Here is a 20,048-nt window from a genome sequence, read left to right on the forward strand (position 1 = left end):
CAGCCCAGCTCGTTGATGCCCAGCAGGATGTAAACCTTGCCGTAGGTCTTCTGCCCCAGGGCCTCCAGGGGGGTGTATTTCTGCCCGTCCACCCGGACCACCTTGTCGGTGCGGACGGACTGAACGGTAAGTCCCTTGTAGGAGAGGTTGGCCGGCCCCCGGATGTCGCTGTACAGCAGCAGGCCGTCGGTGAGGGAATCCCCCAGAAAGGCGGCATCCTCGAACCAGTCATTTTCCACCCTCTCCCTCTCGGGCACGGGGGCGGTATAGTCATAGCCCTGGGCGGCGTTCGTTTCCGCCGGGACAGCGGTAGTCTCCGCCGGAGGGGGCGTCACGGGCACAGGAGCGCTCTCCGTGGGGGCTGCGGTCTCCACGGCGGTCTCCTGCCGCTCCACCTTCTGCCGGGGCAGGTCATCGGGATCGTGACGGGCACTCACATGGGCGGAGAGCACCGACCAGCTTCCGGCCAGCAGCAGCGCCAGGAGCAGCACGGCGGCGGGCAGACGGAGCACGGCGGTGCGCCGGGGCTTCCGCCGGCAGCGTTTCGGTTGATAAGCCAAGCGGCTCCCCTCCTTTTCTGTCTTTCTGTATGTTAGACGGAGGGGCGGGCGGAAAGTTTTCACGGTGGAGAAAAAGTTTCATATTCCCATGAGGACGCGTCTGGGAAGCCGCGCCCCACGAAAGCGATGCCACATCGGTACGGCGGGCAAGCTGATCGCCGTACCGACCAAAGATGAAAGGAACGGGACATAGGGGCGATACCATCCGCCCGAGGATAAAAAAGGACACGACCGGGGCCGTATCCTCTTACTTTACACCTGCGGCCCATTGGGCCGGTGGCCCGTCTGCGCCGCACAAGCGTTTTGCCCACAGGGAAAAACCTTGGCGCAAGGGCAATTCACTTGCCCCGAGCATGTGAAATTCCGAAGGGTGGAGCTGCCCGGCGGGCGGCGGAACCCAAGACGCCCCCGATGGAAACCAAACCGGAGCTCAGCGCAGCGGGTCCGGTTTGGAGAGGATGATCAGGTGGCGAGGCTCGAACTCGCTATCGCACCCCACAAAAGCGCCGCTTTTGCGGGGACCCCGCACCTCCGGATTACAAAAAATGCGGCTACACCGCATTTTTGTGGTGGAAGCAGCGAGTTCTCGCCAAGGAACAACTTTTCACAGCATAAAGAAAACGGACTGCAAAAGCAGTCCGTTTTCTTTATGCTGGAGCAGGTGACGAGGCTCGAACTCGCTACCTCCACCTTGGCAAGGTGGCGCTCTACCAGATGAGCTACACCTGCAAGCGACAAATGATATTATAGCCACACCTGCCGCTTCTGTCAATAGTTTTTTTCAATTTTCCGCATTTTCTTCTATGGGGATGGCGGCCTCGCCGCAGACGGGGTACTCCCCCTCCGGCCAGGTATAGCCCGCCTGGGCCATCTGGGCGTCGGTGAGGAGGATGCCATCCTCCCGGGAGGCGTCCACATGGAAGCTCCCCTCCTCCAGGGTGACGATGGTCCAGAAGTGGTGTACTCCGCCCAGATCCCCCTCCGCCACCTGGCAGGGCAGCTCTGTGAGATCGCACAGCTCCTTGTAGGCCAGGGCCATGCCCTCACTGTCGGCGGCGCCCTCCACCAGGGCGTGGTAGGCGGTAGCCCCTGCCGCCTCGTCGGCGCCGGCGTGCTCCCGCAGGGCGCTGAAGAGCACCGAGGCCAACACCCGGTCGGCAAGGCCGGTGCGGTAGGGCTCCACCAGGTCGGTGGCGGCGTCCTCCAGCTGCACCCGCTCGCCCTGGAGGGTCTTGGCGTCCTCGGGATAGGTGAGAAGGACCTCCACCACCCGCCGGCTCCCCTCGTCGGGGTACAGGTTTACCTGGGCCTCCGGCATCCCCAGAGCGGCGGCGGGCTGCTCATAATAGGCCTCCCGGATGAGGTCACGGATGTAGTCGGCGTCCTGGGTCTCGTCAAAGTAGTTGATCTGAAAGACCGTCTCGGGGACGAAGCCGTCCAGGGCGTCCAGCAACTCGGCCCGGATGGCTCCGCTGCCGGTGACGGTGGTGACGGCGGCGATCTGCTCCGCCGAGCGCCGGTAGTCGATGGTGATGGTGGCCTCGTAATAGGAGACCATGCGGGCAAAGCTGTGCTGGATGCGGTCCACAGAGTAGGCCCCCAGGGGGTCGGAGTGGCTGATCTCGTCGCAGGCCTGGGTGAGCTGCTCCTCCACGTCCCCCTTCCAGTTCTTCAGGCGGATGACCCCCACCTCCTGGCCGGCCTTCACCTGGGCCAGGATGGCGCTCTGGAGCTCGGAGTAGGTCTCCGCCCACACGGCGTTGGAGTCGTCCTCCGCCACGCTGAGCCGGACGTGGGGCTCCACCGACTGGTACTCCCGCTCCAGCATGGCCGAGCAGCCGCTGAGGAGCATCAAAGCCGTGAGCCCCAGGGCGGCAAGCCCCCCCTTAATAGCCCAGGTCCTCATCCACCAGCACCACTTCCATGTCCATGCTGGTGGGCTTCTCCCAGTACACCACCAGGGCCCGGCAGATGCGCTCGGGGCTCTTGCAGTCGTAGCAGCGGTCGCCCTTGGCGGCGCAGGGGGTCTTGCGGTTCAAACGCTGGGCGTTCTTGGGGGCGGCGATGTTCCGGGCCCGCCAGAGGGCGGCGTCGTAGTCGGGGGCCACCTTGTTCCGGCCCACGATGAAGTACACCTTCTCGTGGCCGAAGAGCCCTGAGGCTACCCGGTTGCCGGTGCCGTCGATGTTGATGAGCTCCCCGGTCTCGGCGGCCCCGTTCACCGAGGTGAGGTAGACCTGGGCGCCGGCTGCCTCCTGGACGGTGCTCCCCGCCCAGTGCCAGAGGACGGTGTTGTGTTTGGCCAGCCGCTCGGCCAGCCCCATCTCCTGGACGGTGACGGAGCCGCCGATGCCGATGGTCTTACCGTCCAGGGCGGCGTCTAAGTAGTCGGCAGCCTGGGCCGCCGTATCGAAGCGGGAGACGGCAAAGCCCTCCGCCTCCAGGCTCTTCTGCAATTTTTCAAAATCTGCCATAAGACACCCTTCTTTCACATCACAAGTCGTTTTGCTGGTACTCCCGGAAGCCCTCGCCCATGACGTCGTGGGCGTCACAGACGATGAGGAAGGCGGAGGGGTCCACCTCCTTGACCATGCGCTTCATGGCCACGATCTGCCGCTGCTTGAAGGCGCACATGAGCACCTCCTTGTCCTGGCCCGACCAGGCGCCCCGGCCCTGGAGGATGGTGACGCCCCGGTCCAGGTCCCGGGTGAGCTTCTGGGCGATGGTCCGGGAGTCCTGGCTGATGATATAGGCCACCTTGGCGGTGTCCAGTCCGTAGAGGACCATGTCCATCACCTTGGAGGAGAGGAAGAGGGCCACCACGCCATAGAGGGCGCTGTACACGTTGCCGAAGGCCAGGGCCACCGCCACGATGACCACCAGGTCGATGGCCATGAGGAGCTTGCCCATGGGCAGCCAGGCCAGCTTGAGCTTCAGAAGCCGGGCGATGAGGTCGGTGCCGCCGGTGGTGGCGCCCTGGAGGAAGACGATGCCCAGGGAGCCCCCCATGAGCACGCCGCCGTAGATGGTGGCCAGCATGGGGTCCATGGGCTGGAAGGTGTGGAACATGTGGAGCACATCGATGGCCAGGGAGGAGATGAACATGGCGTAGAGGGAGGAGAGCAGCAGGTGCCCGCCCAGCAGCCGCCACCCCAGCAGGAAGAGGGGGGCGTTGAGGATGATAACCACGGTACCGATGGGGGCCCAGGGCAGGAAGGCGTTGATGATCTGGGCCACGCCGGTGATGCCGCCGAAGCCGATCTGGTTGGGCTCGTAGCACCAGTTGAAGCCCACGGCGTAGATCACCGACGCCACGGTGATCCACACATAGGCCAGCAGGGTCTTGCTCAGGGTCTTTTTCATAACTACCTCCAGAGGGAGTTGGGATCTTCCATCACAGCAGGCTCATCTGCTCCTCGCCACGGTCCTCCTCCTTCAGGAGGGCGCCGGCCACCGGCAGGCTCCGGGCCCGGTAGCGGGCGGCGTTCTGGATGGGGGTCTGGTCCAGGGGGGCGGCCCCCTCCACCTTGTACTTGGGCTTGAGGGTCAGAACGCCCACGCCCTGGGTGGTGCGGGTGGTCTTGGGGGCGAGCAGCGCGGTGTGGAAGATGAGGCAGCGGCCCTCGGTGGACCACACCGCCATCTCCATGTCCTCCCGGAGGAGGAAGCCCCGGACCAGAGGGCTCTTATCCGAGTATGCCCCGGTGAGGCGCTTTCTCCTCGTCTGGGTCTGGTAGCCGGCAAGCTCCACCCGGGCCACCTTGCCGTTTTCAAAGAAGAAGAGGAGGTTGCCGGAGTAGTCCCCGGGCACGCAGGCCCAGAGGAAGCTCTCCCCTTCGTCGAAGCCCAGCTTGGTGGGCAGATAGTCGCCCAGCACGCTGGCCTTGGCGTCCTCGAAGTCGCTCATGCGGGTCTTGTAGCACTGCTGGCGGTCGGTAAAGACCAGCAGCTCGTCCCGGTTGGTGCACTCCCACTGGAGGTAAGCCCCGTCCCCCTCCTTGTACTTCTGCTCCGAGCTCATGCGCAGGGACTGGGGGGTGATCTTCTTGAAATAGCCCTCCCTGGAGAGGAAAACGTTCACCGGGTAGTCGGGTACGTCCTCTCCCCCGTCGTCGGCCTCCTCGGGCCGGTCGTAGAGGAGCCCCGTCTTCCGGGGGATGGCGTACTTCTTCTTCACGGCGGCCAGCTCGGACACGATGGTCTTCTTGATGCGGCTGGGGCTGTCCACCAGGTCCTGAAGGTCGGCGATCTCCTTCTCCAGGTCCTCGGTCTCCCGGGTCCGCTTGAGGATATACTCCTTGTTGATGTTGCGCAGCTTGATGTCGGCCACGTACTCAGCCTGTACCTCGTCGATGCCGAAGCCGATCATCAGGTTGGGCACCACCTCGGCGTCCTCCTCGGTCTCCCGGATGATCTTGATGGCCTTGTCGATGTCCAGCAGGATCTTCTGGAGGCCCTGGAGGAGGTGGAGCTTCTCCCGGCGCTTGCCCAGGACGAAGTAGGTCCGGCGGCGGATGGACTCCATGCGCCAGGCCGTCCACTCCTCCAGGATCTGCCGCACCCCCATGACCCGGGGCATGCCGGCGATGAGGATGTTGAAGTTGCAGGAGAAGGAGTCCCGCAGGGGGGTCATGCGGAAGAGCCGGGCCATGAGCTTGTCCGGGTCGGTGCTCCGCTTCAGGTCCATGGTGAGCTTGAGGCCGCTCAGGTCGGTCTCGTCCCGCATGTCGGAGATCTCCTTCACCTTGCCGCTCTTCACCAGCTCAGAGACCTTGTCCATGATGGCCTCCACGGTGGTGGAGTAGGGGATCTCGTAGATCTCGATGAGGTTTTCTTCCTTCACGTACCGCCACCGGGCCTGGACCTTGAAGGAGCCCCGGCCCGTCTCATAGATGGCGGAGAGCTCCTTCTCGTCGTAGAGGAGCTCGCCGCCGGTGGGGAAATCGGGAGCCTTCAGGGTGGCCATCAGGTCACAGTTGGGGTTTTTGAGGTAGGCGGCGGTGGTGTCGCACACCTCGGAGAGGTTGAAACCGCAGATGTTGGAGGCCATGCCCACGGCGATGCCCATGTTGGAGGACACCAGCACGTTGGGGAAGGTGGTGGGCAGGAGGGTGGGCTCCTCCATAGTGCCGTCGTAGTTGGGCACGAAGTCCACGGCGTCCTGGTCGATGTCCCGGAAAAACTCAGCGCAGATGGGGTCCAGGCGCACCTCGGTGTAACGGGGGGCGGCCCAGGCCATGTCCCGGGAGTACACCTTGCCGAAGTTGCCCTTGGAGTCCACCAGGGGGTGGAGGAGGGCGCCGTAGCCCCGGCTCAGGCGGACCATGGTGTCGTAGATGGCGGCGTCGCCGTGGGGGTTTAATTTCATGGTGGCCCCCACCACGTTGGCCGACTTGGTCCGGTTGCCCCCCAGCAGCTTCATCTGGTACATGGTGTAGAGGAGCTTGCGGTGGGAGGGCTTGAAGCCGTCGATCTCCGGGATGGCCCGGGAGACGATGACGCTCATGGCGTAGGGCATGTAGTTGAGCTCCAGGGTCTGGGTGATGGGTTGCTCCAGCACCTCGGCGTGAAGGCCCAGGACGTTGGAGTCGTCCACCCGCTTGCCCCCCTCCTGGGGGGCCTTTTTCTTAGCCAATGGTGATCAGTCCTTTAATATGATGGTCAGATGGCGGCTCACCAGCCGGTCAGGTCCTCCAGGGCCATGGCGGCGGCCCCCTCGGGCACCCCGGTCTCTGGCTGCTCATTGGTCTCCTCCATGGTGGAAGTGCCGGTGAGGGTCAGCTTCATCTGGTTCTTAAGGTGGAATTCGGCCTCCATGGTGCCGCCGGTGAGGTCAAGGTCCCACTGGGCGGCAATGCGCATGGCAGGGGACCAGCTCTCGTCGGGAGTGAGGGCCAGCAGGCTGCCGGTGACGGCGCCGTCGTCGCCGAAGGCGCACTCCAGGGCAAAGTCCTCCAGGCCCAGGTAGTCGTAGGTATCCTCGCCGTAGCCCAGCAGGGCGGCCAGGTCGTCCATGCCCAGCCGCAGCACCCAGGCGTCCCCCTCCCGGACCAGGGCGTCGTCCCCCAGGAAGAGGGCCAGGGTGTCGGCAAAGTCCATGGCGTCACGCCAGTAGAAGACAGGGCTTCCATAGGTGGTGCTCCGGGTGAGGGCCCAGGTCAGCGCCCCCACAGTGACGGAGGCCTCCCGGTCCATGAGGCTGGAGAGGAGGTCGGTCAGCTCCGCCGTGGTCTCCCCGTCCAGGGTGAACCACAGGTCCTTGGGATAGGGGGTTCCCAGCATGGAGAGGAGATCGGGCAGGCAGGAGGCGGTAAAGGCCATGGCTCCGGTCTCGGTGTCCCAGCGCAGCTCATAGTCCCCGCTGAGGACGGCGGAGACCACCTGCCTCTCATCCTCGCCCACGTAGTCCAGCAGCCCCATCTGCTCCAGCAGGGGCATCAGGGCGGCCAGCTCGTATTTCCCGGTGGTCTGGAGGCCCTCCGGGCCGTAAAGGCTCTCCTGGGTCAGGGTCATGGGGTAGGTCTGGTCTCCGTTGAGGCTGTCGAACATGGTGAGGGTGACGGTCCAGTCCTCGGTCTCCGCCCAGCGCTCCCAGGCCGGGATGCTTTTGGCCAGCACGCCGTTGAGGGCGGTGAAGCCGCCGTCGATGGTCTCCGTGAGGGCGGCGAGGTCGACGACCACAGCGGTGGCATAGTCCTGGTCCCACCAGATCTCACAGCCGGCGGCCTGGGCCGTCTCCCGCAGGGGGACGTAGTCGCCGGTGAGGGTCAGCCCCAAGGCCTCCCCCAGCTGGGCGGCGGGGACGTAGGTGACGCCGTTCTCGGCGTAGGGCTTGTCCCCGTCAAAGGTCAGGTAGGTGCCGTTGACCATGATCCCCAGTTCCCCGGGGACGCCGCCCAGGTTCTCCTTGCTCTCGTCGGTCCAGGGGGCGGACGGAGCGGCGTAGTAGGTCAGGTACTCCCAAGTGAGGTAGGTCTCCAACTCGGCCCGGTCCAGAAGGCCATAGTCGGGCATGAAGGCCTCCTGGCTGTCATAGTAGGGGTACTCCTGGGTGAAGTAGGCGTCCACGTCAAAGCCCTCCAGGGCGGTGGGGTCCTCCGCCAGCGCGGCGTCGATGTCGCTCCGGAGGTCCTCGATCCAGATGAGGTGGTTGGTGTAGTCCCCCTTCATGTACGCCTCAAAGGCCGCCCGGTCGGCCAGGCCGTAGTCGGCCATGAAGGCATCCTCCGGGTCCCGGTAACCGGGGTAGGCCGTCCGAAGCCAGGCGTCGGGGTCGAAGCCGTCCAGATAGCCGGGGTGGGCGGCGGCGTACTCATCCTGGGCCGCCTGCTGCTCCTCCTGGTACATGGCCATCCCGGCCTGCTCCTCCAACAGCATATCCCGGATGTAGGCCTCCGATTCCCCCCATGCCTCGGCCATCTCGGCCACGGAGCCATAGCCCCAGGTCTCGGCCTGCTGGTCCAGGTTGGCCTCCATGGCGGTGGCCTCCTCCGGGTGGGCCTCCAGCCAGGCCGCCGTCTCGGCGTCCATAAAGTAGCCGGAGTCCCGGATGACCAGCGAATCCTCCACAGGAAGGATCTCGTCTGTGGTGGGAAGGGACACATCCGCCGGGGCGGCGGCCAGGGCGGGTGCGGAAAGGGACAGGGTCAGCGCCAGGGTCAGCAGAATGGAAATCAGCTTTTTCATGGGGACCTCCTTTTCCTTATTCCGTTGTAGGTGTGGACCGGCGGAGCGGCAGTCTTTCAGGAGATGTCGGCCAGTTCCAGGAATTTATAACCGTTTTCAGCAATGTGCCTCCCATCCGGCCAGGGCCGGATGGGGACCCGGACAGCACCTTCGGCGGGACAAATGAATGGTCCCACCGCAAGGTTTTGCCCGCTGGGCAAAACGCTTGGACGCCGCTGACGCGGCGGCTCACATCCGTTCGCGGACCACATCGCCGCCACGCAGGCAGCCTTGAAAGGCATATCAGGAAATATCGGCCAATTCCAGATATTTATACCCGTTTTCCGCGATGTGGTCCTTGCGCCCCTGGAGGTTGTCCCCCAGCAGCAGGTCAAAGGCGGCGGCGGTGCGCTCCACGTCCTCGGGCATGACCTTGATGAGCCGGCGGGTGGCCGGGCTCATGGTGGTGAGCCACATCATGTCGGGCTCGTTCTCGCCCAGGCCCTTGGAGCGCTGGATGGAGTACTTCTTCCCCTCCAGCTCCTTGAGGATGGCGGCCTTCTCACTCTCGCTGTAAGCAAACCAGGTCTTGTCCTTGCAGCCGATCTCATAGAGGGGGGATTCGGCGATATAGACGTACCCCCGCTGGATGAGGGTGGGGGTGAGGCGGTAGAGCATGGTGAGGATGAGGGTGCGGATCTGGTAGCCGTCCACGTCGGCATCGGTACAGATGACGATTTTGTTCCACCGGAGGTTCATGAGGTCAAACTCCGCCATGTCCTTGGCGTGCTTGTCCTTGACCTCCACCCCGCAGCCCAGCACCTTCAATAGGTCGGTGATGATCTCGCTTTTGAAGATCTTGGCGTAGTCGGCCTTCAGGCAGTTCAAAATCTTGCCCCGCACCGGCATGATGCCCTGGAACTCGGCGTCCCGGCTCAGCTTGACGGCGCCCATGGCGGAGTCGCCCTCCACGATGTAGAGCTCCCGCCGCTCGGTGTCCTTGGTCCGGCAGTCCACGAACTTCTGCACCCGGTTGGAGATGTCCACGTTACCGGAGAGCTTTTTCTTGATGTTCAGCCGGGCCTTCTCGGCGCTCTCCCGGGAGCGCTTGTTGATGAGGACCTGCTCGGCGATCTTCTGGGCGTCGAAGGGGTTTTCGATGAAGTAGACTTCCAGCTGGCTTTTGAGGAAATCCGTCATGGCCTCCTGGACGAACTTGTTGTTGATGGCCTTCTTGGTCTGGTTCTCGTAGGAGGTCTGGGTGGAGAAGTTGTTGGAGACGAAGACCAGGCAGTCCTGGACGTCGTTCCAGGTGAGCTTGCTCTCGCTCTTCTGGTACTTGCCCTGGGCCTTCAGGTAGCCGTCGATGGCGGAGACAAAGGCGGAGCGCACCGCCTTCTCCGGGGAGCCGCCGTGCTCCAGCCAGGAGGAGTTGTGGTAGTGCTCGATGACCTGCACCCGGTTGGAGAAGCAGAAGGACACGGACAGCTTCACCTTGTAGTCGGGCTTGTCGGCCCGGTCCCGGCCCTTCCGCTCGGTCTGCCAGAACACCGGCTGAGTGAGGCTGTCCTCCCCGGCCAGCTCCCGGACATAGTCCTCGATGCCGTGCTCGTACTTGAAGTCGGTGGTCTCGAACTTATTCCCCACCTGGTTGCGGAACCGGAAGGTGACCCCGGCGTTGACCACCGCCTGGCGCTTCAAAACGTCCAGGAAGTACTCCACCGGGATGTTGATGTCGGTAAAGACCTCCAGGTCGGGCTTCCAGCGAAACTTGGAGCCGGTCTTTTTGCCGGTGTAGGGGGCCTTCTGGAGGCCGCCGATGTTCTCGCCCTTTTCAAAGTGGAGGGTGTACTCCTGGCCGTCCCGATGGATGACGGCGTCGAAGAACTCGCTGGCGTACTGGGTGGCGCAGGTGCCCAGGCCGTTGAGGCCCAGGGAATACTCGTAGTTGTCCCCCTCCAGGTTGTTGTACTTGCCGCCGGCGTAGAGCTCGCAGAAGACCAGCTCCCAGTTGAACTTGCCCTCCTTCTCGTTCCAGTCCACCGGGCAGCCCCGGCCGAAGTCCTCCACCTCGATGGACTGGTCGGCGTACCGGGTCACCGTGATGAGGTCGCCGTGGCCCTCCCGGGCCTCGTCGATGGCGTTGGACAGGATCTCGAATACGGCGTGCTCACAGCCCTCCAGCCCGTCGGAGCCAAAAATGACGCCGGGCCGCTTGCGGACCCGGTCGGCGCCCTTCAGGGAGGAGATGGAGTCGTTGCCGTAGCTTTTCGCGCTGCTCTTTGGCATGGGTCTCCCTCACATTCAAACGATAATATCTCAGAATAAGTTTATCCCATTTCCACCCGTTCTGTCAAGGAAGGGGAAGGGTCGAAAAAGGCACAAAATAAGACCGCCGGTCCCAAAAACGGCGGTCTTTTCCTGAAAATGGTCAGGGCTGTCCTGCTCCCTTCATGGCCCGCATGGCGTTGAGGATGGCGATGACGGATACCCCCACGTCGGCAAAGACGGCCTCCCACATGTTGGCCTCACCCAGGGCGCCCAGCACCAGCACCAGGGCCTTCACGCCCAGGGCGAAGACGATGTTCTGCCGGACGATGACCAGGGTCTTTTTGGCGATGCGGATGGCCACGGCAATCTTGGAGGGCTTGTCGTCCATGAGGACCACGTCGGCGGCCTCGATGGCGGCGTCGGAGCCCAGGCCACCCATGGCGATGCCGATGTCGGCCCGGGAGAGGACGGGGGCGTCGTTGATGCCGTCCCCCACGAAGGCCAGGCAGCCCTTCCCCGTCTTCTGCTCCAGCAGCGCCTCCACCCGCTCCACCTTGTCGGCGGGCAGGAGCTGGGTGTGGACCTCGTCCAGGCCCAGCTGGGCGGCCACGGCCTCTCCCACGGCCTTGGCGTCGCCGGTGAGCATCACCGTCTTGGCCACGCCCAGGGTCTTCAGGTCGGCCACCGCCTGGGCGGCGTCCTCCTTCACCTCGTCGGAGATGACGATGTGGCCCAGGTACTCCCCCTCCGACGCCACGTGGACGGTGGTGCCCACCCGGTGGCAGGGGTGCCAGGACACGCCGATGTCGTCCATGAGCTTGTCGTTGCCCACAAAAATCTCGGTGCCGTCCACCACCGCCCGGACGCCCCGGCCGGAGCGCTCTTCCACCTCGGACACCCGGCCGGAGTCGATGTCCTTGCCGTAGGCCTCCCGGAGGGAGCGGGCGATGGGGTGCTGCGACCAGCTCTCGGCCAGGGCGGCCAGCTCCAGCAGCCGGTCCTCACCGCAGGTCTCGGGGTGGATGGCGGTGACGTTAAAGACCCCCTTGGTGAGGGTGCCCGTCTTGTCAAAGACCACGATCTGGGTCCGGGCCAGTACCTCCAGGTAGGCCCCGCCCTTCACCAGCACGCCGGCCTTGGAGGCGCCGCCAATGCCGCCGAAGAAGCTCAGGGGCACCGAGATGACCAGGGCGCAGGGGCAGGAGATGACCAGGAAGATGAGGGCCCGGTGGAGGCTCTCGCTCCAGGTCATGGCGCCGATCAGCGGCGGCAGCACTGCCAGGGCCACGGCGGCAAAGACCACGGCGGGGGTATAGTACCGGGCGAACTTGGTGATGAAGTTCTCGGCCTTGGCCTTCTTGCTTCCGGCGTTCTCCACCAGGTCCAGGATCTTGGAGACGGTGGACTCCTCAAAGGCCCTGGTAACCCGGACCTTCAAGAGGCCGGTGAGGTTGACGCAGCCGGAGATGACGTCGTCCCCGCTCTGGACCTCCCGGGGGAGGGACTCGCCGGTGAGGGCGGCGGTGTCCAGGTCAGACCGGCCCTCCAGCACCACGCCGTCCAGCGGCACCCGCTCCCCGGCCTTGATGAGGATGGTCTCCCCCACCTCCACCTCGTCGGGGTCCACCTGCTCCACTGCGCCGTCCCGCTCCACGTTGGCGTAGTCGGGGCGGATCTCCATGAGCTCGGCGATGGACTGCCGGGACTTGCCCACGGCGTAGCTCTGGAAGAGCTCACCCACCTGGTAGAAGAGCATGACGAAGACGGCCTCGGCGTACTCCCCGATCCACAGGGCGCCAACGGTGGCGATGGCCATGAGGAAGTTCTCGTCAAAGACCTGGCCGTGGGCGATGTTCCGCACCGCCCGCCACAGGACGTCCCAGCCGATGACCAGGTAGGGAATGAGGAACCGGACCCACAGGGCCAGGGCAAAGGCCGCCGTGCCGTCGGCAGCCGTCCGGCCCACCGACACAAAGGGCAAGCCCGCCGGCAGCCACAGGGTGGGGCCGAACATGGCCCACACCAGCAGCAGCGCCGCCGCAATGATCCGCCACAGGGTCTTTTTCTGTTTGTTGGTCATCACCATGCACCTCCGAAACCGTTACTGGGGGCTGTTTTCCGCCCCTCAGCGCAGGATCTTGCAGTCGGGCTCCACCCTTCTGCACACCTTGACCGCCTGGTCCAGGATCTCCTCAAACCGCTCGTCGTCGGCGTCCAGGGTCAGCTTCTGGGTGAGAAAGCTCACCGACGCGTCATTGACGCCGTCCAGCTTCTTGATGGCGTCCTCCATCTTGGCGGCGCAGTTGGCGCAGTCCAGATCTTCCAGCTTGAACTTTTTCTTCATAGTGGTGTCCTCCTAACCTAAATTTGATCGTTTTGATTACTCACCAACGTGTTCCATGCCCTGGCCCAGGATGGTGCGGACGTGGCCGTCGGCCAGGGAATAAAAGACCTGCTTGCCCTCCCGGCGGTAGCGCACCAGCTTGGCCTGCTTCAGGGCCCGGAGCTGGTGGGAGATGGCCGACTGGCTCATACCCAGCAGCTGGGCGATATCACACACGCACATCTCGGACGCGAAGAGCACATACAGGATCTTGATGCGGGTGGAGTCCCCGAAGAGCTTGAAGAGCTCCGCCAGGTCGTAGAGGATCTCCTCGTCGGGCATCTCGGCATCCACCTTCTCCACGATGTCCCGGTGGACCTGAAGGGTCTCACACTGCTCCAGTTCCTCTCTCTCCTCCATCTTCCCCACTCCTTTTCTGAAACATATGAGTTATTATTCATATGTTATTATATGCACTCCTGAGGAAATGTCAACAGGGTGGGGAAAATTTTCTTAGCCGGACTATGAGGTGCGGCGGCGCGCTCCATAAAACCTTCCCCCTGAGGGGGGAAGGTGTCATGGCCGCAGGCCATGACGGATGAGGGGGCGCTAAGTGGCCCTTAAGGGAACGTTCAAAACCCGTTTCGCTTCCCTGCTGGAAAAAGAACGGTTTTTGGAATCCAAAGAAAAAGGGGCTCCCAAGGGGGTTAGGTGGCTCCAAATAGGAATCCGGCGGCCTGGCTTTACGCCCCCGTTGTGGACCAGCACCGTCCACAGGAGACTCCGCCGGTGGAACAGGGATAAGATGTGGTTCTATCCCCACTTTTTTCGCCGCCTGCGTATGTGGGTGTCGGGACGTGGTAGCGCTGCCTGGGATTGCCGTTGCTGTGACGTGGGCGGGGTTGGTCGCGGCGTGGTGCGGGTGGCGACGTGAGATACCCGCTGGTCTCCCCCCTCTCTGCAAAACAAAAGCGGGCGCTGCCGATGGCAGCGCCCGCTTGGCGTTTCCTATTTGATCGACCCATCGCTACCGGGCAAAAGCTCCGGTCCTACGACCACAATGGGAGCGATACCAAAGTTCTTTTTGATCCTTTTTCTTTCAAGAAAAAGGACATCAGCACAGGCCGTAGCCGGCGGGGACCTTGTCGTCCAGCATGAGCAGGTGGAGCTTCTCGGAGCCATCGGGCTCCTCCTTGACGGCGGAGATGAGCATGCCGTTGGACATGATACCCATCATCTTCCGGGGCTTGAGGTTGGTGCAGGCCACCACGGTCTTGCCCACCAGGTCCTCGGGCTCATACCACTCGTGGATGCCGGAGAGGATCTGCCGGGGGAACTCCTCGCCGCAGTCCAGGGTGAACCGCAGCAGCTTGGCGGACTTGGGCACAGCCTCGCAGGCCAGGACCTTGGCGGTGACGAACTTCACCTTGGCAAAATCGTCGATGGTGATATACTCGGGCTCGGCGGGCTTCTCCGCCTTGGCGGCCTCGGCCTTGGGGGCTTCGGCGGCCTTGGTCTCCTCGGGCTTATTCTCCAGGGACTCCAACTCCTTCAGCTCCTTCTCCATGTCGATACGGGGGAAGAGGTTCTCCCCACGGTGGATGGTGACGTCGGCGGGCAGCACGCCGAAGGTGGCGGCGCTCTCCCAGGTGCGGCCATCCTCACCGGCGCCGATCTGGGCAAAGATCTTCTCCGCCGTGTCGGGGATGAAGGGGGTGAGGAGGACGGCGGCGATGCGGATGCTCTCCAGCAGGTTGTACATGACCCGGGCCAGACGGGCCTTCTGGCTCTCGTCCTTGCCCAGGACCCAGGGCTTGGTCTCGTCGATATACTTGTTGGCCCGGGAGATGAGGGCAAAGACGTCCATCAGGGCGTCCTGGAAGGCGTACTTCTCCATGTGCGCCTCGTACTTGTCCCGGAGACCGGAGGCCAGGGCGATCAGCTCGGCGTCCTCGGGACCCTCAACCTGCTCGGTGGGGAGCTTGCCCCCCTCGAAGTACTTGCCCGCCATGGACACGGTGCGGCTGACCAGGTTGCCCAGGTCGTTGGCCAGGTCCACGTTGATACGGGAGATGAGGGCCTCGTTGGAGAAGTTGCCGTCGGAGCCGAAGGGGAACTCCCGCAGCAGGAAGTAGCGCAGGGCGTCCACGCCGTAGCGCTGGGCCAGGATGACGGGGTCCACCACGTTGCCCTTGGACTTGGACATCTTGCCGCCCTCCAGCAGGAGCCAGCCGTGGCCGTAGACCTTCTTGGGCAGGGGCAGGTCCAGGGCCATGAGGATGGCGGGCCAGATGATGGAGTGGAAGCGGACGATCTCCTTGCCCACAAAGTGGACGTCAGCGGGCCAGTACTTGTCGTAGTCGCTGTACTTGTCGTTGCCGTAGCCCAGGGCGGTGATATAGTTGGAGAGGGCGTCGATCCACACGTAGACCACGTGGCCGGGGTCGAAGTCCACGGGGACGCCCCATGTGAAGCTGGTCCGGGAGACGCACAGGTCCTCCAGGCCGGGCTTGATGAAGTTGTTGACCATCTCGTGGACCCGGCTCCGGGGCTCCAGGAAGTCGGTGTCCTCCAGCAGGTGGAGGATGCGGTCGGCGTACTTGGAGAGACGGAAGAAGTAGGCCTCCTCCTCGGCGTCCTGGACCTCACGGCCGCAGTCGGGGCACTTGCCGTCCACCAGCTGGGTCTCGGTCCAGAAGGACTCGCAGGGCTTGCAGTACTTGCCCACATACTTGCCCTTGTAGATGTCGCCCTGCTCGTAGAGCTTTTTGAAGATCTTCTGGACGGAATGCTCGTGGTAGTCGTCGGTGGTGCGGATGAAACGGTCGTTGGAGATATTCATGAGCTTCCACAGGTCCAGGATGCCGCCCTTGCCCTCCACGATGTTGTCCACGAACTGCTTGGGGGTGACGCCGGCGTCCTTGGCCTTGTCCTCGATCTTCTGGCCGTGCTCGTCGGTGCCGGTGAGGAACATGACGTCGTAGCCCTGAAGGCGCTTGTAGCGGGCCATGGCGTCGGTGGCCACGGTGCAGTAGGTGTGGCCGATGTGGAGCTTGTCCGAGGGGTAATAGATGGGGGTCGTAATATAGAACTTATCCTTCATGGGGTCTTTCCTCCCTATTTGTATTCTGCTGTGTGCTCAGGCGCTTGCCCCCGGCATTCGCGGCCCCAGGGGGCGGCCCAGGTTGTGGAGCAGGGCCACAGAGGAGGCGGCGAAATAGAAGAAGCACCCGGCGTACAGAAGCAGGAAGGCCGGCTCATGGGTGTCGGCCAGGGTGACCAGGGCGAAGTACATGGCCTCCGCAGCGAAGAAGGCGGCGGCGGCCGGCCGGCCCCGGCCGAAGCCGAAGCCGGAGAGGAAGTAGCAGCCCAGCACCGCCGCGATGACGGCGAAGAGCTGATAGACGTAGTCCAGGATGATGGGGTCGCCGCTGTGCTCCTGGTAGGAGACGATGAGCCACATGCAGCAGGTATAGGCGGGGATGAGGAGCCAAGCGCTGTACTTGCCCTGCCCCTCGCCCCGGTAGTTATTCTTACCCAGCATGAGCATGGACCAGGCGGAGACCAGGCAGAGGACGGCCAGGAGCACCTTGGGCACCATGCTGAACATGGGGAAGCCGCCGGTCTCCAGGGAGGCCTGGGCGTAGAGTCCGGGGAGCTGGAGGAGGAGCAGGACGCCGGCGGCGGCGGTGAGGAAGGCCCCCGCCGTCATGCCCATCATGTAGGGGGCGGCGTCCCTGGCCTGGAAGGCCTCGTCGTAGCCGCCCTGAAAGCCCTTGCCGGTGCCCAGACACAGCAGAAGCACCACGGCGGCCACCACCACTGAGAGGGCAATGAGGGACCAGGTCACCGGCATGCCCTCGATGGGGAGGCCGGTGTCCGGCTCAAAGGCGGTGAGGAGCTCCTGCCGCCTCAGAAAAAAGCCGATGGCGCCGCCCACGATGGCGGTCACCGGCAGGATCAGTTCTTTGCGCATGCGTTACAGTCCTCTCAAATAGGGTCCTTGGAAATGGCACTCCCATCACGGCGCTGCCGCCCTGACGAAAGTACATACGATGGTAGTATATCACAATTTTGGGTCCGTGTCAGTACGCCCCAGCAGATAATCCAGCGATACGTCAAAAAAATCCGCCAGCGCGATGAGCCGGGCAATGTTTGGCTCGCTCTTACCGCCCTCGTAGCCCTGGTAGGTCCGCAGGATGACCCCGCAAACATCAGCGGCTTCCCGCTGTTTTTTTCCACTTTGTTTCCGCACCTCGCGCAGCCGCTCAGGGAAAGGGGTCATCAAAATCACCTCTTGACATACGAGAAAATCATGCATATAATATGTATGATTTTCTCGTAAATATAAATTTCATTGCTCCGTGTCATCGTCTATGCGGCCAAGCAAATAATCTGTTGTTACATCTAAATAGTCCGCAATCACAACCAATTTGTCAAATGACGGTTCCCGCTCCCCGTTCTCATATGCCTGATAGGACCGCAATCTGATTCCCAGCTGCTCTGCCAGCTCTCTCTGTTTTTCCCTCGTAACTCTCTGGCTTTTTTAAGCCGTGCTGGAAACTGTAACATTGATATTTCCCCCTTAGTGTTCGTTATTTGTTTACTACAAAACCAAACAAAACACAATGCGAGGTATGACATATGAACTCCGTCATCGACTGTCTCAACGAAGCCAGCACGCCCCATCCGCCCTATCCGGGGGAAGAGGGGGCCCGAAAGGCCCTGGACCCCTACTGCCGGAAGGTGGCGGAGGCCCTGTCCGACGGCTTTCTGGACGAGTTCTGGTCTGCACTGGGGCGGCTTCAGGACTGCTATACCAACGAGGCCTTCCGCCGGGGCTTCTGTCTGGGCGCCGCCCTTATGGAGGAGCTGCGCGGTGAGGGCTACGTGTGGGGCGGCTGACCGCCGGGCGGGAGCAGCTCCGGAGCGCCCCCTCATCCGTCATTTGCTTCGCAAATGCCACCTTCCCCCCTGTGGGGGGAAGGTTTACGCGTCCCGGACCTTTCCCCTCCAAGGACAAAGGTTTACGTACCCCAGACCTTCCCCCTGGAAGGGGGAAGGTGCCCCAGTGCGCACACTGGGGCGGATGAGGGTGCGCCTCGAACTATCGGAAACCCGGCCTTACCCCTGGGCGCTCTCCTGGGCCATGCGCTCCAGGTACTCGTCATAGGTCATCTGGCGGTCCACCAGCTTGCCGTCGGGGGTGAAGTCGAAGATCCGGTTGGCCACGGTCTGGACCAGCTGGTGGTCGTGGGAGGAGAAGAGCACGTTGCACTTCACCGCCTCCAGGCCGTTGTTGACGGCGGCGATGGACTCCAGGTCCAGGTGGTTGGTGGGCTGGTCCAGCAGCAGCACGTTGGCGCCGGAGAGCATCATGCGGGAGAGCATGCACCGCACCTTCTCGCCGCCGGAGAGGACCTTGACCTGCTTGTAGACGTCGTCGCCGGAGAAGAGCATCCGGCCCAGGAAGCCCCGGAGATAGGCCTCGTGGGGGTCGGAGGAGAACTGGCGGAGCCACTCCACCAGGTTGTCGTCGTTGTCCTTGAAGAACTCGGTGTTGTCCTTGGGGAAGTAGGAGTAAGTGGCGGTCTGGCCCCACTTCACGGTGCCCTCGTCGGGCTCCCACTCGCCGGTAAGGATCTTGAAGAGGGCGGTGTGGGCGTTCTCGTTCTCGCCCACGAAGGCGATCTTGTCGCCGTGGTTGACGGTGAAGCTCACCTTGTCCAGCAGCTTGACCCCGTCCACGGTCTTGGAGACCTCGGTGACGAAGAGGATATCCTTGCCCACCTCACGGTCGGGAGAGAAGGACACCCAGGGGTAGCGGCGGGAGGAGGCGGGCATCTCCTCCACGGTGAGCTTATCCAGCAGCTTTCTTCTGGCGGTAGCCTGCTTGGACTTGGACTTGTTTGCGGAGAAGCGGGAGATGAACTCCTGCAGCTCCTTGATCTTCTCCTCGTTCTTCTTGTTCTGGTTCTTGATGAGGTTCTGCACCAGCTGGGAGGACTCATACCAGAAGTCGTAGTTGCCCACGTACATCTTGATCTTGTTGTAGTCGATGTCCACGATGTGGGTGCAGATGGTGTTGAGGAAGTGGCGGTCGTGGCTGACCACGATGACGGTGCCCTCGAAGTCCAGCAGGAAGTCCTCCAGCCAGTTCACGGCGTTGATGTCCAGGTTGTTGGTGGGCTCGTCCATCATGAGGATATCGGGGTTGCCGAAGAGGGCCTGGGCCAGCAGGACCTTCACCTTCAGGCGGCCGTCCACGTTCTCCATAATGTCGTAGTGCATGGACACGGGGATGCCCAGGCCCTGGAGGATACGGCTGGCGTCGGACTCGGACTCCCAGCCCCCCAGCTCGGCGTACTCCTCCTCCAGCTCACAGGCCCGGATACCGTCCTCCTCGGTCATCTCCTCCTTGGCATAGAGGGCCTCCTTCTCCTTGCCGATGTCGTAGAGGCGCTGGTTGCCCATGATGACCGTGTCCATGACGGTGTAGGCGTTGTAGGCGTTCTGGTCCTGCTTGAGGATGGACATGCGGGTGTTGGGCAGGATGGACACCTCACCGGAGGTGGGCTCCAGCTCCCCGGACAGAATCTTCAGAAAGGTGGACTTGCCGGCGCCGTTGGCGCCGATGATGCCGTAGCAGTTGCCCTTGACGAACTGCAGGTCCACATGGGAAAAGAGGGCCTGGCCGCTGTACTGTAAGCTGAGGTCGGTGACTGTGATCATGTCATACTCCTTAAATATTATACTCTATTCCGCCGCCCTGCCGGAAGGCGGCTTCTGTGGGCCGCTCTCTCCCGGCGCGGCCGTAAACGCCCCAATAGTATATCATAATTCTGGCACAAAACAAGGGTTTTTCCTTGTCCTTTCCCCTTTCCGCCACAAGCTGTACACCCCTTGGAAGGGGGAGGGCGAGAAAAACCGCTCCGTTGCAAAACCTTCCCCCCACAGGGGGAAGATGGCATGGTCCCGGGCCATGCCGGATGAGGTGGTATCCCCAAGCCTGTTCGGTGGCCGGACCCTCTGACGACGAAAATGGCCGCCCCTCTCCGGGGCGGCCATCAGCTTGTCGAAAAAGTGGAAATGCCTCAGATTTTGTGCAAGAGCCTCGCAGAGTTCCGTCGTCCGCAGACGACGGAATCAAGTTCAATGGCACATTGTCAAGTCAAGTGCAACACTTTCTGGAAATGGACTTCAAAGGGTGAGCGCCAGCCCAGGCATTT

General features: G+C 63.0%; 16 protein-coding genes and 1 tRNA gene. 1 reads left to right on the top strand and 16 read right to left on the bottom strand.

Annotation, left to right across the window (positions count from 1 at the left end; translation table 11 throughout):
- The 15 genes from Q0K15_RS06545 to Q0K15_RS06615 form a co-directional block, all read right to left on the bottom strand.
- Positions 1–560 (bottom strand): hypothetical protein (locus tag Q0K15_RS06545; RefSeq protein WP_365933457.1); only part of this gene is annotated, 560 nt, incomplete at its 3' end.
- A gap of 653 nt (positions 561–1,213) precedes the next feature.
- Positions 1,214–1,289 (bottom strand) — tRNA-Gly (locus Q0K15_RS06550).
- Between the two features lie 52 nt (positions 1,290–1,341).
- Entirely contained in the window at positions 1,342–2,466 is a 1,125-nt protein-coding gene (locus Q0K15_RS06555; RefSeq protein WP_294514135.1) for a hypothetical protein, read from the bottom strand.
- Entirely contained in the window at positions 2,447–3,034 is a 588-nt protein-coding gene (locus Q0K15_RS06560; protein WP_294514138.1) for a lactate utilization protein, read from the bottom strand. Before Q0K15_RS06560 ends, Q0K15_RS06555 begins: the two co-directional genes overlap by 20 nt.
- Before the next feature lie 19 nt (positions 3,035–3,053).
- On the bottom strand, positions 3,054–3,923 hold the full coding sequence (locus Q0K15_RS06565; protein WP_294514141.1) for a YitT family protein: 870 nt from the start codon (positions 3,921–3,923) through the stop codon (positions 3,054–3,056).
- 31 nt (positions 3,924–3,954) lie between these two features.
- Positions 3,955–6,195, bottom strand: a complete 2,241-nt coding sequence (locus tag Q0K15_RS06570; RefSeq protein WP_294514144.1) for a DNA topoisomerase (ATP-hydrolyzing) subunit A — start codon at positions 6,193–6,195, stop codon at positions 3,955–3,957.
- A 38-nt stretch (positions 6,196–6,233) separates the two neighbouring features.
- Complete coding sequence (locus Q0K15_RS06575) at positions 6,234–8,246, bottom strand: hypothetical protein (protein WP_294514147.1); 2,013 nt, start codon at positions 8,244–8,246, stop codon at positions 6,234–6,236.
- 282 nt (positions 8,247–8,528) lie between these two features.
- Positions 8,529–10,514: a toprim domain-containing protein gene (locus Q0K15_RS06580; RefSeq protein ID WP_294514150.1), complete on the bottom strand. Its 1,986-nt coding sequence runs from the start codon at positions 10,512–10,514 to the stop codon at positions 8,529–8,531.
- Between the two features lie 142 nt (positions 10,515–10,656).
- Positions 10,657–12,576: a heavy metal translocating P-type ATPase gene (locus Q0K15_RS06585; RefSeq protein WP_294514153.1), complete on the bottom strand. Its 1,920-nt coding sequence runs from the start codon at positions 12,574–12,576 to the stop codon at positions 10,657–10,659.
- Between the two features lie 45 nt (positions 12,577–12,621).
- Complete coding sequence (locus tag Q0K15_RS06590) at positions 12,622–12,840, bottom strand: cation transporter (RefSeq protein ID WP_294514156.1); 219 nt, start codon at positions 12,838–12,840, stop codon at positions 12,622–12,624.
- A 36-nt stretch (positions 12,841–12,876) separates the two neighbouring features.
- Entirely contained in the window at positions 12,877–13,239 is a 363-nt protein-coding gene (locus tag Q0K15_RS06595) for a metalloregulator ArsR/SmtB family transcription factor (RefSeq protein ID WP_294514159.1), read from the bottom strand.
- Positions 13,240–13,933: 694 nt separating this feature from the next.
- Positions 13,934–15,922 (bottom strand): methionine--tRNA ligase, encoded by a 1,989-nt coding sequence (metG, locus tag Q0K15_RS06600; protein ID WP_294514162.1) that lies wholly within the window; start codon positions 15,920–15,922, stop codon positions 13,934–13,936.
- A 36-nt stretch (positions 15,923–15,958) separates the two neighbouring features.
- Positions 15,959–16,795: a hypothetical protein gene (locus tag Q0K15_RS06605; RefSeq protein WP_294514165.1), complete on the bottom strand. Its 837-nt coding sequence runs from the start codon at positions 16,793–16,795 to the stop codon at positions 15,959–15,961.
- A 90-nt stretch (positions 16,796–16,885) separates the two neighbouring features.
- Positions 16,886–17,104 (bottom strand): helix-turn-helix transcriptional regulator, encoded by a 219-nt coding sequence (locus Q0K15_RS06610; protein WP_294514179.1) that lies wholly within the window; start codon positions 17,102–17,104, stop codon positions 16,886–16,888.
- Positions 17,105–17,173: 69 nt separating this feature from the next.
- Positions 17,174–17,305, bottom strand: coding sequence for a helix-turn-helix transcriptional regulator (locus tag Q0K15_RS06615; protein ID WP_294514169.1), 132 nt, complete (start codon positions 17,303–17,305; stop codon positions 17,174–17,176).
- Between the two features lie 158 nt (positions 17,306–17,463).
- Here Q0K15_RS06615 and Q0K15_RS06620 point away from each other — a divergent pair, with 158 nt between their 5' ends.
- Positions 17,464–17,724: a hypothetical protein gene (locus Q0K15_RS06620; protein WP_294514172.1), complete on the top strand. Its 261-nt coding sequence runs from the start codon at positions 17,464–17,466 to the stop codon at positions 17,722–17,724.
- 219 nt (positions 17,725–17,943) lie between these two features.
- Here Q0K15_RS06620 and Q0K15_RS06625 read toward each other — a convergent pair whose 3' ends face one another.
- Positions 17,944–19,551 carry an ATP-binding cassette domain-containing protein gene (locus Q0K15_RS06625; protein ID WP_294514175.1) on the bottom strand — a complete coding sequence of 536 codons (1,608 nt, stop codon included), beginning with the start codon at positions 19,549–19,551 and terminating at the stop codon, positions 17,944–17,946.
- Positions 19,552–20,048 lie beyond the last annotated feature (497 nt).

Source organism: uncultured Intestinimonas sp. (assembly GCF_944387245.1).
In the GTDB taxonomy this organism is placed as follows: Bacteria; Bacillota; Clostridia; order Oscillospirales; family Oscillospiraceae; genus Intestinimonas.

Coding starts and splice junctions, on each gene's coding strand:
- Q0K15_RS06555 (WP_294514135.1), bottom strand. CDS start 2,466: ATGAGGACCTGGGCTATTAAGGGGGGGCTTGCCGCCCTGGGGCTCACG.
- Q0K15_RS06560 (WP_294514138.1), bottom strand. CDS start 3,034: ATGGCAGATTTTGAAAAATTGCAGAAGAGCCTGGAGGCGGAGGGCTTT.
- Q0K15_RS06565 (WP_294514141.1), bottom strand. CDS start 3,923: ATGAAAAAGACCCTGAGCAAGACCCTGCTGGCCTATGTGTGGATCACC.
- Q0K15_RS06575 (WP_294514147.1), bottom strand. CDS start 8,246: ATGAAAAAGCTGATTTCCATTCTGCTGACCCTGGCGCTGACCCTGTCC.
- Q0K15_RS06580 (WP_294514150.1), bottom strand. CDS start 10,514: ATGCCAAAGAGCAGCGCGAAAAGCTACGGCAACGACTCCATCTCCTCC.
- Q0K15_RS06585 (WP_294514153.1), bottom strand. CDS start 12,576: ATGACCAACAAACAGAAAAAGACCCTGTGGCGGATCATTGCGGCGGCG.
- Q0K15_RS06590 (WP_294514156.1), bottom strand. CDS start 12,840: ATGAAGAAAAAGTTCAAGCTGGAAGATCTGGACTGCGCCAACTGCGCC.
- Q0K15_RS06595 (WP_294514159.1), bottom strand. CDS start 13,239: ATGGAGGAGAGAGAGGAACTGGAGCAGTGTGAGACCCTTCAGGTCCAC.
- metG (WP_294514162.1), bottom strand. CDS start 15,922: ATGAAGGATAAGTTCTATATTACGACCCCCATCTATTACCCCTCGGAC.
- Q0K15_RS06605 (WP_294514165.1), bottom strand. CDS start 16,795: ATGCGCAAAGAACTGATCCTGCCGGTGACCGCCATCGTGGGCGGCGCC.
- Q0K15_RS06610 (WP_294514179.1), bottom strand. CDS start 17,104: ATGACCCCTTTCCCTGAGCGGCTGCGCGAGGTGCGGAAACAAAGTGGA.
- Q0K15_RS06620 (WP_294514172.1), top strand. CDS start 17,464: ATGAACTCCGTCATCGACTGTCTCAACGAAGCCAGCACGCCCCATCCG.
- Q0K15_RS06625 (WP_294514175.1), bottom strand. CDS start 19,551: ATGATCACAGTCACCGACCTCAGCTTACAGTACAGCGGCCAGGCCCTC.